Source organism: Virgisporangium aliadipatigenens, assembly GCF_016863615.1.
In the GTDB taxonomy this organism is placed as follows: domain Bacteria; phylum Actinomycetota; class Actinomycetes; order Mycobacteriales; family Micromonosporaceae; genus Virgisporangium; species Virgisporangium aliadipatigenens.
On record NZ_BOPF01000017.1, the window covers coordinates 80,491 to 95,661 of the forward strand.

Annotated in this window: 14 protein-coding genes; 7 read left to right on the forward strand and 7 right to left on the reverse strand. The window is 74.7% G+C overall.

Annotated elements, in window-relative coordinates; translation table 11 throughout:
- Positions 1-105: 105 nt before the first annotated feature.
- Positions 106-552 (reverse strand): hypothetical protein, encoded by a 447-nt coding sequence (locus tag Val02_RS23215; RefSeq protein WP_203901277.1) that lies wholly within the window; start codon positions 550-552, stop codon positions 106-108.
- A 138-nt stretch (positions 553-690) separates the two neighbouring features.
- On the opposite strand from Val02_RS23215, the gene Val02_RS23220 reads away from it, so the two are divergent.
- Genes Val02_RS23220 through Val02_RS23230 form a run of 3 tightly spaced genes read left to right on the forward strand, consistent with a single transcriptional unit; the run spans position 691 to position 4,100 of the window.
- The gene (locus Val02_RS23220) at positions 691-1,863 is read left to right on the forward strand and encodes a serine/threonine-protein kinase (RefSeq protein ID WP_203901278.1); all 1,173 of its coding nucleotides are present in this window, start codon (positions 691-693) and stop codon (positions 1,861-1,863) included.
- Positions 1,850-3,334: a protein kinase domain-containing protein gene (locus tag Val02_RS23225; protein ID WP_203901279.1), complete on the forward strand. Its 1,485-nt coding sequence runs from the start codon at positions 1,850-1,852 to the stop codon at positions 3,332-3,334. Before Val02_RS23220 ends, Val02_RS23225 begins: the two co-directional genes overlap by 14 nt.
- Positions 3,321-4,100 (forward strand): FHA domain-containing protein, encoded by a 780-nt coding sequence (locus Val02_RS23230; RefSeq protein WP_203901280.1) that lies wholly within the window; start codon positions 3,321-3,323, stop codon positions 4,098-4,100. Before Val02_RS23225 ends, Val02_RS23230 begins: the two co-directional genes overlap by 14 nt.
- Here the strand turns inward: Val02_RS23230 and Val02_RS23235 are convergent.
- From Val02_RS23235 to Val02_RS23260, 6 genes are all read right to left on the reverse strand, one after another.
- Positions 4,080-4,766 (reverse strand): urease accessory protein UreD, encoded by a 687-nt coding sequence (locus tag Val02_RS23235; protein WP_203901281.1) that lies wholly within the window; start codon positions 4,764-4,766, stop codon positions 4,080-4,082. The genes Val02_RS23230 and Val02_RS23235 overlap by 21 nt on opposite strands.
- Before the next feature lie 205 nt (positions 4,767-4,971).
- Complete coding sequence (ureG, locus tag Val02_RS23240; protein WP_203901282.1) at positions 4,972-5,652, reverse strand: urease accessory protein UreG; 681 nt, start codon at positions 5,650-5,652, stop codon at positions 4,972-4,974.
- The gene (locus Val02_RS23245; protein ID WP_203901283.1) at positions 5,642-6,331 is read right to left on the reverse strand and encodes an urease accessory protein UreF; all 690 of its coding nucleotides are present in this window, start codon (positions 6,329-6,331) and stop codon (positions 5,642-5,644) included. Before Val02_RS23245 ends, ureG begins: the two co-directional genes overlap by 11 nt.
- A complete protein-coding gene (locus tag Val02_RS23250; RefSeq protein WP_203901284.1) occupies positions 6,331-8,037 on the reverse strand; it encodes an urease subunit alpha in 1,707 nt (568 codons plus the stop codon). The genes Val02_RS23245 and Val02_RS23250 overlap by 1 nt, the downstream gene beginning before the upstream one ends.
- 49 nt (positions 8,038-8,086) lie before the next feature.
- Positions 8,087-8,401: an urease subunit beta gene (locus Val02_RS23255; protein ID WP_239153273.1), complete on the reverse strand. Its 315-nt coding sequence runs from the start codon at positions 8,399-8,401 to the stop codon at positions 8,087-8,089.
- Positions 8,402-8,599: 198 nt separating this feature from the next.
- Positions 8,600-8,902, reverse strand: a complete 303-nt coding sequence (locus tag Val02_RS23260; protein WP_203901285.1) for an urease subunit gamma — start codon at positions 8,900-8,902, stop codon at positions 8,600-8,602.
- Positions 8,903-9,053: 151 nt separating this feature from the next.
- Here Val02_RS23260 and aspS point away from each other — a divergent pair, with 151 nt between their 5' ends.
- The 4 genes from aspS (at position 9,054) to Val02_RS48690 (ending at position 15,042) form a co-directional block, all read left to right on the forward strand.
- Positions 9,054-10,859, forward strand: a complete 1,806-nt coding sequence (gene aspS, locus Val02_RS23265; protein WP_203901286.1) for an aspartate--tRNA ligase — start codon at positions 9,054-9,056, stop codon at positions 10,857-10,859.
- Complete coding sequence (locus tag Val02_RS23270) at positions 10,859-12,220, forward strand: GH1 family beta-glucosidase (protein WP_203901287.1); 1,362 nt, start codon at positions 10,859-10,861, stop codon at positions 12,218-12,220. Before aspS ends, Val02_RS23270 begins: the two co-directional genes overlap by 1 nt.
- A gap of 33 nt (positions 12,221-12,253) precedes the next feature.
- Entirely contained in the window at positions 12,254-13,612 is a 1,359-nt protein-coding gene (locus Val02_RS23275; protein ID WP_239153274.1) for a replication-associated recombination protein A, read from the forward strand.
- Between the two features lie 461 nt (positions 13,613-14,073).
- Complete coding sequence (locus Val02_RS48690; protein ID WP_203901288.1) at positions 14,074-15,042, forward strand: hypothetical protein; 969 nt, start codon at positions 14,074-14,076, stop codon at positions 15,040-15,042.
- Positions 15,043-15,171 lie beyond the last annotated feature (129 nt).

Below are 15,171 nucleotides of genomic sequence, written 5' to 3' on the forward strand. Positions count from 1 at the left end.
CAGCGGTCGCGCCCCCGGCGGACGTGCGAGGTGGTCCGGGCCGGTCCTCACGAGGAACTCGGCGACGAGCCGGTGCACGCGTTGCTCGCGGTGTAGGCCGCCCGCTCAGGACGCGGGGGAGAAGCGGATGACCGCGCGGCGGCCGTCGGCGCGGATCACCTCGATGTGCAGCGCGTCGTTGACCGTGATGTTCGTGCCGTAGGCGATCGTGCCGCCGGGCAGCAGGAACCCCGTGTTGCCCGGTGCCACGCTGACGATCTGGATCCGGTCGACCGGTGGGGTGGCGCGGATGCGCTCGCCGAAGCGGATCACGTCACCGGTCTTTACCTCGACCTCGCACGTTCCGTCGAAACAGGCCGAGAGGTCGGAGCCGTCGGCCGCCGGGGCATCCGTCGGACGGGCGGGGGACGGACTCGGACTCGGGCTTGAACTGCGGCTCGGGGTCGGGGTCGGCAGCTCCCTGGCCACGCTCCGGTCCGCGGGCCGGGCACAAGCGGCGAGCGACAGCACGGCGACCGCCGTCGCCACGATCGCGCGGGCACGACTGTCCACAGTGGTCCCTCCTGCACGGGAACGGCGCCGCCAGTGTGCTTCCGCACGCCCGGGACCCGTCCCCGGGACCCTCCGGCAGGCTCGGCAGGAACAGGACGACGCGCGCGTGCGGGGTCGCGGCGAAGGGACACTCGACGGGTGTCCATCGTGCTGCCGCCGCGCCCCGGCGATCCCACCCGGATCGGCGACCACCGGATCGTGGGCCGGCTCGGTGAGGGCGGCATGGGCGTGGTCCACCTCGGACACACGCCCGGCGGGCGGCCGGTCGCCGTGAAGGTCGTGCGGGAGCGGTTCGCCCGCGACGCCGAGTACCGGGCGCGGTTCCGGCGCGAAGCCGTGCTCGCGAAGGCGGTGACGGGAGCCTTCACCGCGGCGGTGCTCGCCGTCGACGCGGACGCGCCGGCGCCGTGGCTGGCGACCGCGTTCCTGCCCGGGCCGACGCTGCGGCGCGCCGTGGCCGCACGCGGGGCGCTCGCGCCGGCCGCGGTCCGCGCGCTCGCGGCCGGCCTCGCGGAGGCGCTCGCCGATATCCACCGGGTGGGCGTCGTGCACCGCGATCTCAAGCCCGCCAACGTGATCCTCACCGCCGACGGGCCACGGGTCATCGACTTCGGGATCGCGCGCGCCGCGGACGTCACCGCCATCACCCACCACGGGACATTCGTGGGAACGCCCGGATTCATGGCACCCGAACAGCTCACCGCTGCCGGGGCGTCGGCGGCGTCGGATCTGTTCGCGCTCGGGGCGCTGGTGGCGTTCGCGGCCACCGGGCGGGAACCGTTCGGGACCGGGGACGCCGCGTCGAAGCTGGTGCGCGCGGCGCGGGGAGAGGTCGACCTGTCGGGGGTGGACGACGTGTTCGTGCGCGGGTTGGTCGGGGCGTGCGTGGCGCCGGTGCCGGGGCGGCGGCCGTCGGCGCGCGAGGTGCTCGACGGGGTGTCCGCGTGGGGTGTCCTGCGTGGGGGCGGCCTCGGTGGTGCTGACGGGCGCGGGGGTGGCGGACGTGGTGTCTTCGATATGGGTGGTGCCGTGGCGGTGGACGCGGTGACCGTTGCGCCGTCGGTGGCCTCCACCGTGGACGGTGGGCGGCGGATGTCCCGGCGGGCGCTGATCGGCGCGGGAGCCGCGGGCGCGGCCGGTGCCGTCGGAGCGGCCGCCGCGTGGCTCACGGGCGCGGGCTCGTGGTCCGGTATCGGGTCGGACGTCGGCTCGTGGTCCGGCGTCGGTTCGGTCGCTGGTGCGGGGGCAGCCGGCGTGCGGGCCGTCGGCGGGGCGGCCGGGTGGGACGGGAGCGCCGGTGCGGCCGGCTGAGGCGGGCGACCCGCGCACCGTCGGCCGGTTCCGCATCCTTGCCCGAATCGGGGCCGGCGGGATGGCGACCGTCTACTTCGGACGTTCGCCGTCGGGACGGCCGGCGGCGGTGAAGGTGCTGCACGCCGAGTTCGCCACCGATCCGCCGCTGCGCGAACGGTTCCGCGCGGAGGTCGCCGCCGCCCGGGCCGCCGGCGGACCGTACAGCCCGGCGGTGCTGGCGGCCGACCCCGACGACGAACGGCCGTGGCTCGCGACGGAATACCTCGCCGCCGTGTCGCTGCGGGAGGCGGTGCGCCTCGGCGGCCCACTGCCGCCCGGATCGGCGCGGCCGCTGGCCGTGGGACTGGCCGAGGCGCTGGCCTCCGTGCACGCCGCCGGAGTGGTGCACGGCGACGTCAACCCGGCGAACGTCCTGCTCACCGCCGACGGTCCGCGGCTGGTCGACTTCGGCCTCGCCCGGCTGGGCCCGGACGCCGCCGCGGTGCCGGCCGGGGCACCGGGCTTCATGGCGCCGGAACAGGCACTCGGCGGCATCGTCGGGCCGGCCGGCGACGTGTACGGGTACGGGGCGACGCTGGTGTACGCCTGCGCGGGGACGCGGGTCGACGGGACGGCCGGGGTCGGCGACGCGCACCTGCGGGAGCTGCTCGCACAGTGCCTGTCCCGGGAACCGGCGCGTCGGCCGGGCATCGGGGACGTGGTGCGGCGTGCGGCGTCGGGAGCCGCGGCCGCTCCGAGGACTGTCCACAGTGGACGATTTCCGGGCGGTGGCCGGCCTGCCGGCCCGGGTGGCGCCGGCGGCGGTCGTGGCGGTGGCCGGCCGGCCGGTCCGGGTGGCGGTGGTGGTCGTGGGGGTGGGGCGGTGCCGGGTCTCGCCGATCGGGTCAAGTCCGGTGGGCACGGGACGAGCGGCGCCCCGACGGTCCCCTTCGCCGCGCCGGCCGCATCCGTCGTGGTCGATGACGCGGGGATCGGGGCCGCCGCGGCGGGGACGGCGTGGCTGGCGCCGGCCGTGATCGCCGGCATCGAGCGGGCGGCGGCCGAGGCCGTCGACCCGCCGCCGCGAGGGGAGCCACCGGTAGGCCGTGACGCCGTCGGCACCGGTGCACCCTCGGACGCTGCGGCAGGCGGGTCGGGTGGCGCCGGTGTCGTGTGGGACGCGGCGCCCGATGCCCGGGTACCGGGGCAGGCGGCAACCGCCCCGGAAAACCCCGACGCGCGCGTGCCCGATGGCGCCGCCGCCGGTCCGGATGACCCCGGCACCCCGCCCCGGTTCAGCCGCAGGCGCCTGCTCCTCGCCGCCGCCGGCGGTCCGCTCCTCCTCGGTGGTGGCGCACCGGCGGCCGGCACCGTCCGAAGTGGACACGATGCGATCCGCGTGCCGTTCGACGGCGCGACGTTCGGGACGGGCGGCGGTCGGGCGTCCGACGGCGGTGTGGCGGAGGTGGACGGCGATGGCACCACGTGAGTCGAAGGTGCGGCTGCTGCCGGCGGAGTTCGGGTCGCCGGGGCGTGGGCTGCCGGCGGCGGAGCCGGGCACGCTGTTCGTCATGGGCAGCGCGGGCGGGATCCGGGTGGCGCCGGACGCCGGGTTCGAGGTGATCTTCGGCCGGAACGTCCCCGACGTGCACGTCTGCGTGGGAGCCACCGATCCGCACGTGAGCCGCCGGCACGGCCGCATCGCGCGCGGGCGGGACCGCTGGGTGCTGACGAACCTGGGCCGGCTGCCGATCCGGTTCCCCGACGGCCGGCTGCTGCTCGGCGGCGACCGGGCCGAACTGGCATCGACGCACACGGCGCTCTTCGTCGTCGGCCCGCGCCAGGAGCACCTCCTGGAGACCCGCGTCGCCCTGGGCAGCCGCCCCGCCGAGCCGGTCGACGGATACGATGCGGACACCGCACGCGGCACCGCCTGGCACCTGGAACACCACGAACGCCTCGTGCTCGCCTGCCTGAGCCGCCGCTATCTCGGCAACGAACCGGCCCCGCAGCCGCTGACCTGGGCGCAGGTGGCCGAGGAACTGAGCCGGCTGCGCCCCGGCGAACAGTGGACCTGGCGGCGGGCCGCGCACATCGTCACGAACGTGCGCAAGCGGCTCAGTCCCACCGTTCCACGGCTGATGGAGGAGGAGATCCCACCACCCGTCGGCAACGCTCTCAACCACAATCTGATCCGGGAACTCCTCGTCACCGGCACGCTCTCCCCGACGGACCTAGGCCTGCTGGAGGAGTGACAGCGTGAGCCGGCCCGGCCCGGCGAGCGGCAGCACGGCGGACGCCGGGCCGAGCACCCGCGGGTCCTCGGGTTTCAGGTCGGGGTCGACCTCCAGCAGCGAGCCGATCGCGCCGGCCCCGCCGAGCACCGCCGCCGCGGACCAGCCCGGTGCCGACGGCCCCACCGCGAACTCGTGTTCCAGCAACGGTTTCCCGCCGTAGCGCACGGACAGGCCGAGGCGCGCGTCGCCGGGATCCTCGCCGTGACGGCCGCAGACGAGTTCGTCGCGCCACCGCACCCGCCCGCCGTCGGCGATGTCCACTGTGGACGTTCCAATGTGGACGCAGCCGGCCGTCGCGATGAGCGGCTCGGGGAGCCAGTGCAGGGTGCCGCCGGTGGCGACGTTCGCGGTGACGGCGAGGCGCGACGTGCCGTTGCCCGGGTAGACGATCGTCGCGGCGACCGACCGCACCTCCAGGCTCGCCCCCTCTCCGACCTCCAGGTGGAACGTCAACTCGTCCCCACCCAGCGGCCCGGCCGCCCCACCGACGAGGTGCACCACGGCGCCACCGTCGGCGCGGCTGCCGGTCCGGCGGGGCAGCAGCGGCACCTCCCCGCGCACGTCCACCAGGCGGGTACGGCCGGCCGGGTCGGCCTCGGCCACGATCAGCGCGTGCGCCCGCACTCAGGCCACCCGCCCCGCGCCGGCCCGACGCACCGTGCCCGCGATGCGGTCCGCCAGGTCCGGCGCACGCCGTCGAGCCACCCGCACGCCCACCCGGATACCGGCCCGCAGAAGCACACGCTCAGCCCCGGCACGCCCGCGCGCCGCGGACCCGGCCGCCAGGCCCGCGCTCACACGCCCGCGACCACGGCGGCTTTCCTTCCGCTCACGCACCGGCGGCGCGGGCGGCCACTCCCGCGCGGACCCACTCGGCGACGGGCGCGGCCGTGGGGTCGTCGACCAGGGACAGGAACACCGTCGGCAGGTCGCCCCGGCGCGCACCCGCGTCGCGGGCCATCACGCCGAGGTCGGCCCCGACCAGCGGCGCCAGGTCCGTCTTGTTGATGACGAGCAGGTCGGCCGAGGTGACCCCCGGGCCGCCCTTGCGCGGCACCTTGTCGCCGCCGGCCACGTCGACGACGAAGATCTGCCGGTCCACCAGCCCCCGGCTGAACGTCGCCGTCAGGTTGTCGCCGCCGCTCTCCACGAGGACGAGGTCCAGCGGCCCGAGCCGGTGTTCGAGGTCCTCGACGGCGTCGAGGTTGGCGGCGATGTCGTCGCGGATGGCGGTGTGCGGGCAGCAGCCGGTCTCGACGGCGACGATCCGCTCCGCCGGCAGAACGCCGTTGCGCAGCAGGAAGTCGGCGTCCTCCGTGGTGTAGATGTCGTTCGTGACGACGGCGAGGTTCAGGTCGCCGGCCAGGATGCGGCACAGCGCCGCGACGAGGGCCGTCTTGCCCGAGCCGACCGGCCCGCCGACGCCGATCCGCAGCGCGCGCCGCCCGCCGTCGAGCGGGGCGTGCGGGTCGCCGTGCGGGTGGGGATGGGTGTGCTGTTCAGCTTGCAAAGAGCCGTACCTCCCAGGTGGCGTGAACCTCGGCCGTGATGTCCAGCAACGGTGCGCTCGCGGCGGGCAGGTCGCCGGCGGCGGCGCGCGCGGTGGCGCGTGCGGCGGTGTCGTCGCAGTCGCCGGCGAGGCGGGCCAGCACACCCTGCACCGCGTAGGGGTCGAGCCCGAGCAGCCGCACCGCCGCGCTCGCCGGCCCGGTGACGGACTGGTACGCCGCCACGAACGCCGCGTCCCCGGCGTCCAGCCGGGCCGCCGCCGCGACGACGCCGAGCGCCACGGGCTGGTGCGGCGCGGCGGGGCACGGTGCGAGCGTCCACATGGCTCGCCCGGCGCGCATCAGCGCCCGCCCCTGGGCCCGGGAGGCGCGGCGCAGCGCCGGGGACGGCGTCCGCGCATCGAGCGCGAGATCGAGCCCGTCGAGCCCACCGAGCGCTACACCGCCGCCGGGCGTCGCGCCGCCGGCTGCGGCAGCGGTCGCGGCGGTCACGGCCGCTGCGGCGAAGGCGGCGGCGACCAGGCCGGACGTCGCGAGGCGGCCCTCCAGGAAGCCGCGCAGCGTGTGCGTGTCGGTCACCCGGCCCGCCGCGACGGCCGCCTCCAGGCCGCCGGAGTGGGCGTGCGCGCCGGCCGGCAGGCGGGAGTCCGCGAGCAGCAGCAGCGACGTGCGGGCGTTCATCAGAAAAGGAAGTAACGCTGGGCCATGGGCAGCGAGTCGACCGGTGCGGCCTCCACCGTCTCACCGTCGATCTTCACCGTGAACGTGTCCGGCGCGACCTCGATGCGCGGCAGTGAGCCGTTCTCCGGCATGTCGACCTTGCCCCGGCTGCGAACGTCGGCGACCGGCACCAGCCTGCGCTCGACGGCGATCCGCGAAGCCAGCCCGTCCTCGATCGCGGCCGGCGCGACGAACGCCACGCTGGTCGCCGCCGGCACCCGCCCGTACGCCCCGAACATCGGCCGCGGCAGCACCGGCTGCGGCGTGGGGATGGAGGCGTTCGCGTCGCCCATGGCGGCCCAGGCGATCATGCCGCCCTTGAGCACCACGTGCGGCCGCACGCCGAAGAACGCCGGTTCCCACAGGACCAGGTCGGCGAGCTTGCCGCGTTCGACGGAACCGACCTCGCTCTCGATGCCGTGCGCGACGGCCGGGCAGATCGTGTACTTGGCGACGTACCGGCGGGCCCGCAGGTTGTCGGCGGCGCCGTCACCCGGCAGGGCGCCGCGGCGCGCCTTCATCACGTGCGCGGTCTGCCAGGTGCGCAGGATGACCTCGCCGACCCGCCCCATCGCCTGCGAGTCCGAACCGATCATCGAGATCGCGCCCAGGTCGTGCAGGATGTCCTCGGCCGCCATCGTCGAGGGCCGGATCCGGCTCTCCGCGAACGCCAGGTCCTCCGGCACGGACGGGTTCAGGTGGTGGCACACCATCAGCATGTCGAGGTGTTCGTCCAGCGTGTTGCGGGTGTAGGGGCGCGTGGGGTTGGTGCTGGAGGGCAGCACGTTCGGGTGGCCGGCGACCGTGATGATGTCCGGCGCGTGGCCGCCCCCGGCGCCCTCGGTGTGGTAGGCGTGGATGGCCCGCCCGGCGATCGCCCGCAGCGTCTCCTCCACGAACCCGGCCTCGTTCAGCGTGTCCGTGTGGATGTTCACCTGGACGCCGGAGGCATCCGCGACGCGTAGGCAGGCGTCGATCGCGGCCGGCGTGGTGCCCCAGTCCTCGTGCAGCTTGAACCCGCCCGCGCCGCCGCGCAGCTGTTCCCACATCGAGGCCTCGGAGACGGTGTTGCCCTTGCCGAGCAGCATCACGTTGACCGGCCAGGCGTCGATCGACTCGAGCATGCGGGCCAGGTGCCAGGCGTTCGGCGTGACCGTGGTGGCCTTGGTGCCCTCGGCCGGACCGGTGCCGCCGCCGATGACCGTGGTGATCCCGGACGCGATCGCCTCTTCGAGGATCTGCGGGCAGATGAAGTGCACGTGGCTGTCGATCGCGCCGGCGGTCAGGATGCGGCCGTTGCCGGCGAGGATCTCGGTGCCGGGGCCGATCACGAGGTCCGGGTGGACGCCGTCCATCGTGTCCGGGTTGCCGGCCCGGCCCAGCGCGACGATGCGGCCGTCGCGGATGCCGACGTCGCACTTGACCACGCCCCAGTGGTCCAGCACCACGGCGCCGGTGATCACCAGGTCGGGGGTGCCCTCGGCGCGGGTCGCCGTCGACTGGCCCATCGACTCGCGGATCACCTTGCCGCCGCCGAAGACCGCCTCGTCGCCGCCGGCGCAGTCGTCGCGTTCGATCTCGATGAGGAGGTCGGTGTCGGCGAGCCGGATCCGGTCGCCGGCCGTGGGGCCGTAGAGGCTCGCGTACCTTCTCCGGTCGAGCCTCATCTGCCCCCCGTTCGCGACAGCGGTCCTCGCAAGCTGCGGTCCTTGCTGCTCACAGCGAACCTCCCACTTCTCCGCGAAGTCCGGGAACGACCCGCTGTCCGGCCAGCGGCACCAGCGCCACGTCACGGGGGATGCCGGGCTCGAAGCGCACGGACGTTCCCGCGGGAATGCCGAGACGGTGCCCACGCGCGGCCGCGCGGTCGAAGTCGAGCGCCGGGTTGGCCTCGGCGAAGTGGTAGTGCGAACCGACCTGGACCGGCCGGTCGCCGGTGTTGACCACGCGCAGCTCCAGCACGGCGCGGCCCGCGTTGATCTCGACCTCGCCGTCGCCGAAGAGAATCTCGCCGGGAACGATGCCCGTCATTGCTTCCCGCCCAGCGTCGGGGCGGCGCCTGAGACGCCGCCTTCCCTCGTCGCTGCGCTCCTCGGTCCAGGCGACGTCGCACCGCCCCGACGCGCGCTCATTGCTTCCCGCCCAGCGTCGGGGCGGCGCCTGAGACGCCGCCTTCCCTCGTCGCTGCGCTCCTCGGTCCAGGCGACGTCGCACCGCCCCGACGCGCGCTCATGGGATCGGCTCGTGCACGGTCACCAGCTTGGTCCCGTCCGGGAACGTCGCCTCCACCTGCACCTCCGCGAGCATCTCGGGAACGCCGTCCATGACGTCCTCGCGCGCCAGCACACCCCGCCCGGCCTGCATCAGATCCGCAACAGTGCGCCCGTCCCGCGCCCCCTCCAGCAGGAACGCCGTGATGACGGCGACCGCCTCGGGATAGTTGAGCCGCAGGCCCCGCGCGCGGCGCCGCTGCGCCAGGTCGGCGGCCACATGGATCATGAGCCGCTCCTGCTCGTGCGGCGTCAGGAACATCGCACCTCCAGGGTGGGGGTACCGGATCTTCGCAACAAAGTGTTTCCGACCGGTTACATCCTGCCCTGGCCGGGTGTCCCGCCCGGGCGTAATGCTCTCGCGGCTCCTGGAAGAATGTCCCGGGAACGACCGCGCCGAAGGAGACGTCACAGTGATCCGAACCCACGAAGCCGGCACGCTGCGCCCCGCGCACGTCGGCAAGACCGTCATCCTCGCCGGCTGGGTGGCCCGCCGGCGCGACCACGGCGGCGTGATCTTCGTGGACCTGCGGGACGCCTCCGGCATCGTGCAGGTGGTCTTCCGCGAGGAACTGGCCGAGGCGCACGGCCTGCGCAACGAGTACTGCGTCAAGGTCACCGGCGAGGTGCGCGAACGCCCGGCCGGCAACGAGAACCCGGAGCTGCCCACCGGCGCGATCGAGATCGTCGCCACCGAGCTGGCGGTGCTCTCCGAGGCGGCCCCGCTGCCGCTGCCGGTGGACGACCACGTGGACGCCGGGGACGACGTTCGGCTCAAGTACCGGTATCTCGACCTGCGGCGCAGCGGCCCGGCGAAGGCCCTGCGGCTGCGCAGCTCCGCCAACCAGATCGCCCGCAAGGTGCTGCACGAGCGGGCGTTCCTGGAGATCGAGACGCCGACGCTGACCCGTTCGACCCCGGAAGGGGCCCGGGACTTCCTGGTGCCGGTGCGCCTGCAGCCCGGCACGTGGTACGCGCTGCCGCAGTCGCCCCAGCTGTTCAAGCAGCTGCTGATGGTCAGCGGGATGGAGCGCTACTACCAGATCGCCCGCTGCTACCGGGACGAGGGCTTCCGGGCCGACCGGCAGCCGGAGTTCACCCAGCTGGACATCGAGATGTCGTTCGTGACCCAGGACGACATCATCGACCTGGGCGAGGCGATCGTCGGTGCGCTCTGGGGCGAGCTGGCCGGGTACACCGTCCAGACGCCGATCCCGCGGCTCACCTGGCACGACGCGATGGCCCGCTACGGTTCGGACAAGCCGGACCTGCGCTTCGGGCTGGAGCTCAACGAGCTGACCGAGTACCTGCGCGGCACCGAGTTCCGGGTGTTCGCCGGGGCGATCGACGCCGGTGGCTACGTCGGCGCGGTCGTCATGCCCGGCGGGGCGGCGCAGACCCGCAAGGAGCTGGACGGCTGGCAGGACTGGGCCAAGGCGCGCGGTGCCCGCGGGCTGGCGTACGTCGTGCTGGACGCGGAGACCGGCGAGGCGCGTGGCCCCGTGGCCAAGAACCTCTCCGCGGATCACCTCAACGGGCTCGCCGACGCCGTCGGTGCCAAGCCCGGCGACGCGGTGTTCTTCGCCGCCTCGGCCAACCGCCGGGAGGCCCAGGAGCTGCTGGGCGCCGCCCGGCTGGAGATCGGCAAGCGGGCGCAGTTGATCGACCCGGACGCGTGGGCGTTCTGCTGGGTGGTCGACGCGCCGATGTTCGAGCCGGCCGAGGACGGCGGCTGGACGGCGGTGCACCACCCGTTCACCTCGCCCAACGAGGAGTGGATGGACCGGTTCGAGGAGGCGCCGGACCGGGCCCTCGCGTACGCCTACGACATCGTGTGCAACGGCAACGAGATCGGCGGCGGCTCCGTGCGTATCCACCGGGGCGACGTGCAGAAGCGGGTGTTCGACACGCTCGGGATCACGCCCGAGGACGCGGCCGACAAGTTCGGGTTCCTGCTCGAGGCGTTCCAGTACGGGCCGCCGCCGCACGCCGGGATCGCCTTCGGGTGGGACCGGATCTGCATGCTGCTCACCGGGGCCGACTCGATCCGCGAGGTGATCGCGTTCCCGAAGACCGGCGGCGGGTTCGACCCGTTGACCGGTGCGCCGACGCCGATCACCGCGCAGCAGCGGGCCGAGGCGGGCGTCGACGCCAAGCCGAAGGCCCCGGCCGCCGCCGGTACCGCCGGTGGTGCGGCGCCGGTCGAGCGGGCCGGCTGATGGTCTCGCGGCGGCGGCTTCTCGGTGGGGCCGCCGCCACCGCGGCACTCGCGGCCTGTGACGACGCTCCGGCGCCGTCGCCCGCCGCGAGCGCCGCCGCCTCCGGCGTCCCGCGAGCTTTCCGGTGGGGCGCCGCCACGAGCGCGTTCCAGGTCGAGGGCGCCACCGCAGAGGATTCCCGGGGAACGTCCATTTGGGACACCTTTACCCGTTCCCCCGGAAAAATCAGGGGCGGCGACAACGCCGACGTCTCCGCGGACCACTACCACCGGTGGGCCGGGGATCTTGATCTGGCCCGTGATCTCGGGCTCACCAGCTACCGCTTCTCCGTCGCGTGGCCGCGGATCCAGCCGGACGGGCGCGGCCCGGCCAACCAGAAGGGCCTCGACTTCTACAAGCGGCTGGTCGGCGGCCTGCGCGAACGCGGCATCTCCCCGGTCGTCACGCTGTACCACTGGGACCTGCCGCAGGCCCTGCAGGACCAGGGCGGCTGGGAGAACAGGGACAGCGCCCAATGGTTCGGCGACTACGCCGAGATCGTCTTCCGGGCGCTCGGCGACGCGACCCCCACCTGGCTCACCATCAACGAACCCAAGACGATCGTGCAGCTCGGCTACGCCGACGGCGTGCACCCGCCCGCCAAGCGGGACCGCGCCGCCGCGCAGGCGGTAATGCACCACCTCAACCTGGCGCACGGCACCGCCGTTCGCCGCCTGCGCGCCGCGCTCCCCGGCCAGCGCATCGGCCCCGCGCTCAACCTGTCGCCGGTGGTGCACGACGGAAACGCCGACCCGGCACAGGTGACCGCCGCCGACATCTTCGAGAACAGGCGCTTCCTCGACCCGCTGTTCAAGGGCGCGTACCCGTCCGGGGTCGAGGCGCCGGTGCGCGACGGCGACCTCGCACTGATCTCGGCCCCGAACGACGTGCTCGCCGTGCAGTACTACAACCCGGCGACCCTGGGCGGCAAGAAGTTCCCCACCTCGCAGGCGACCTGGGAGCAGATCTACCCGCAGGGCATGTACGACCTGCTGGTCCGGCTCAAGCGCGACTACGGCGACATCCCCCTGATGATCACCGAGAACGGCGCACCCTTCCCGGACACCCTCGAGGGCGACCGGGTCCACGACCCGCAGCGCACCGCCTACATCCGCGACCACATCGCCGCCATGAAGAAGGCGATCGCCGAGGGCGTGAACGTCGAGGCGTACCACGTATGGTCATTGCTCGACAACTTCGAGTGGACCGAGGGATACGGCCAACGCTGGGGAATCGTCTACGTGGACTACCCCACACAGCGGCGGATCCTCAAGGACAGCGCCCTCTGGTACCGGGACATGATCGCCGGACGTGCGGTTTAGGTCGGGCGCCCTTTCCCTCGGTACTGTCGCGGGGTGGACGACGGGCTGTTCGAGATCAACGAACCGGGGGAGGGCTTCACGCCGCCTCCGGCGGACGCGCCCCTCGCCGTCCGCATGCGCCCCGGCTCCATCGACGAGCTGATCGGCCAGGAACACCTGCTCGCGCCCGGTGCGCCGCTGCGCCAGCTGGTCACCGGCACGTCCCCCATGTCGGTGATCCTGTGGGGGCCGCCCGGCTCCGGCAAGACCACCGTCGCGCACCTGGTGGCGGGGGCCGGCGACCGGAAGTTCGTGGCGATGTCGGCGCTGACCGCCGGGGTCAAGGACGTGCGCGCGGTGATCGACACCGCGCGGCGGCGACGGCGTTCCGGCGGGGCGCCGACCGTGCTGTTCATCGACGAGGTGCACCGGTTCAGCAAGACCCAGCAGGACTCGCTGCTCGCGGCCGTCGAGGACCGCACGGTCACGCTGCTGGCGGCCACCACCGAAAACCCCTACTTCTCGGTGATCTCCCCGCTGCTGTCCCGCTGCGTCCTGCTCACCCTGCGTCCCCTCGACGAGAACGCCGTGCGCGAACTGATCATCCGAGCGTTGGAGGATCCGCGTGGCCTCGACGGTGCCCTGAAACTGGCGCCCGAGGCGGCGGATCATCTCGTGCGGCTGGCCGGCGGCGACGTGCGCAAGGCGCTCACCGCCCTGGAGGCGGCGGCCTCGTCCGCAGTGGCCTCCGGTGCCGCCACCATCGATCTGGCCATGGCGGAGAAGGCCGTCGACGTCGCCGCCCTGCGCTACGACCGGGCCGGCGACGCGCACTACGACGTGGTGAGCGCGTTCATCAAGAGCATGCGCGGGTCCGACCCGGACGCCGCCGTGCATTACCTCGCGCGGATGCTCTCCGCCGGCGAGGACGCCCGGTTCATCGCCCGGCGCATGGTCATCTTCGCCAGCGAGGACGTCGGCATGGCCGACCCCATGGCACTTCTCGTGGCGAACGCAGCAGCCCACGCGGTGGAATACGTCGGACTCCCCGAGGCACAGTTGAACCTCGCCCAGGCGGTGATCCACCTGGCGACCGCACCGAAGTCCAACACGGTCACCGCCGCCATCGGGGCGGCCGTCGCGGACGTGCGCAGCGGAGCGGCCGGGCCGGTGCCGATGCACCTGCGCGACGCGCACTACGCGGGGTCGAAGGGGCTCGGGCACGGTTCGGGCTACAAATATCCGCACGACGACCCGCGCGGTGTCGTCACCCAGCAGTACCCACCCGACGAACTGGTCGGCCGGGACTACTACCAGCCGGGTGAACACGGTGCGGAGCGCGCCGTGGCGACGCGGCTGCCGAAACTGCGGCGTATCGTGCGCGGCGGAACGACAGGCGAGGAGGAGGCGTGAGCACGCAGCGGGGCGGCGCGGTGCCGTCTGGACCGAGGAGCGTAGGGAGCGCAGCGACCGGAGCGACGAGGGAAGGCGGCGCCATCGGCGCTGTTCCGATGCTGTGCGGGGTGAGGGCGTGAGCCGGCGCGGCCACACCGATGACGACGACGGCGCATGGCTGGCCGGCCTGCAGGGCGAGCCCGAGGACGGCAACCGCCCACGCCCCCGCCCCGGTCCACGCACTCGCGGCGACGAGCCGGTCCCCGGCCCACGCGGACCCGTCGACGCGCGCAGCGCACCCACGGAGCACATCCCCGTCATGAACGACGAACCGCGCGCCGGGCGCCGTAGCGGGGCGCCGCGGCCGGCCGGTACGGCGCGGCCCGTTCCGCCCGGTGGGTCCGGTGCACCCGGTGGCTCCGGCGTGCCCGGAACTCAGGCCGGGCCTTCCCGCGGTGGTGCCGCGGTGTACGGGTCCGGTGGCCCTGGTGGGCCCGGTGGGGCCGGTGGTCCTGGCGGCGCTGGACGGCCCGGTGGTCCGCAGGGGCCGGGTGGTTACGGCGGGCCCGGTGGTCCTGGCGGGCCGGTTGGTCCTGGTGGTCCCGGCGGTTACGGCGAGCCCGGCGGTGCCGGTCCTGGCGGTGGGCGGCCCGGTGGCTACGGCGAGCCCTTTGGGCCCGGCGGCACTGGCGGTCCTGGCGGCCGGCCCGGTGTGCAGGGGGCCGGCGGTTACGGCGAGCCCGCTGGTGCGGGCGGTGGCCGACCCGGTGGCTACGGCGAGCCGGGACGGCACGGCGGTGCTGGCGGTGCTGGCGGTCCCGGCGGTCCTGGCGGTGGTCGACCCGGTCCGCAGGGGCCCGGCGGCTACGGCGGTCCTGGTGGGCCCGGCGGCCGGGCGGGTGGTCAGCAGGGCGTCGGCCATGGCGGCCCTGGAGGGCCCGGTGGTGCTGGTGGTTCTGGCGCCGGTCGGCCCGGTCCGCAGGGGCCGGGCGGTTACGGCGAGCCCGGTGGGCCGGGTGGTGCTGGTGGTTCTGGCGGTGGTCGGCCCGGTGCTTTGGGTGCGCCGGGGGCCGGCGGCCCTGGTGGGCGGCCCGGCGGTTACGGCGAGCCCGGTGGGCCCCCGGTGCCCGGTGGTCCGCAAGGGCCCGGCGGGCGTTCCGGCCCGCAGGGGCCCGGTGCCTTCCACGGCCCCGGTGGGCCCGGTGGCCGCGACCGCCGTGGCGTGCCCGCCCCCTACGACGGCTCGCCGGAAGGCGGCCCCGCCGGTGGTCCCGGATTCCCCGGTGGACCGACCGGTGGAGCCGGCATGCCCGGCCAAGGCGACGGACCGGCGGGCCGCGGTGGCGCGCCCGGCCCGCAACGGCAGGGCCCCGGCGGCCCACGGCAGGCCCCACCGGCGGGCAACCCGCCGCGTCAGGCGGCCTCCGGAGCGGCCGCCCCGCCGGTGAACCCACGCGGTGGTGCCCCGGTCTACGGCGGCCCGACGGACGGGCGGCCGCATCCGGCGGACAGCCCCTCGGGTTCGCATCGTCAGGTCCCCGGCGGGACCACTTACTCGGCCGGTGGCGCCTCCGGTT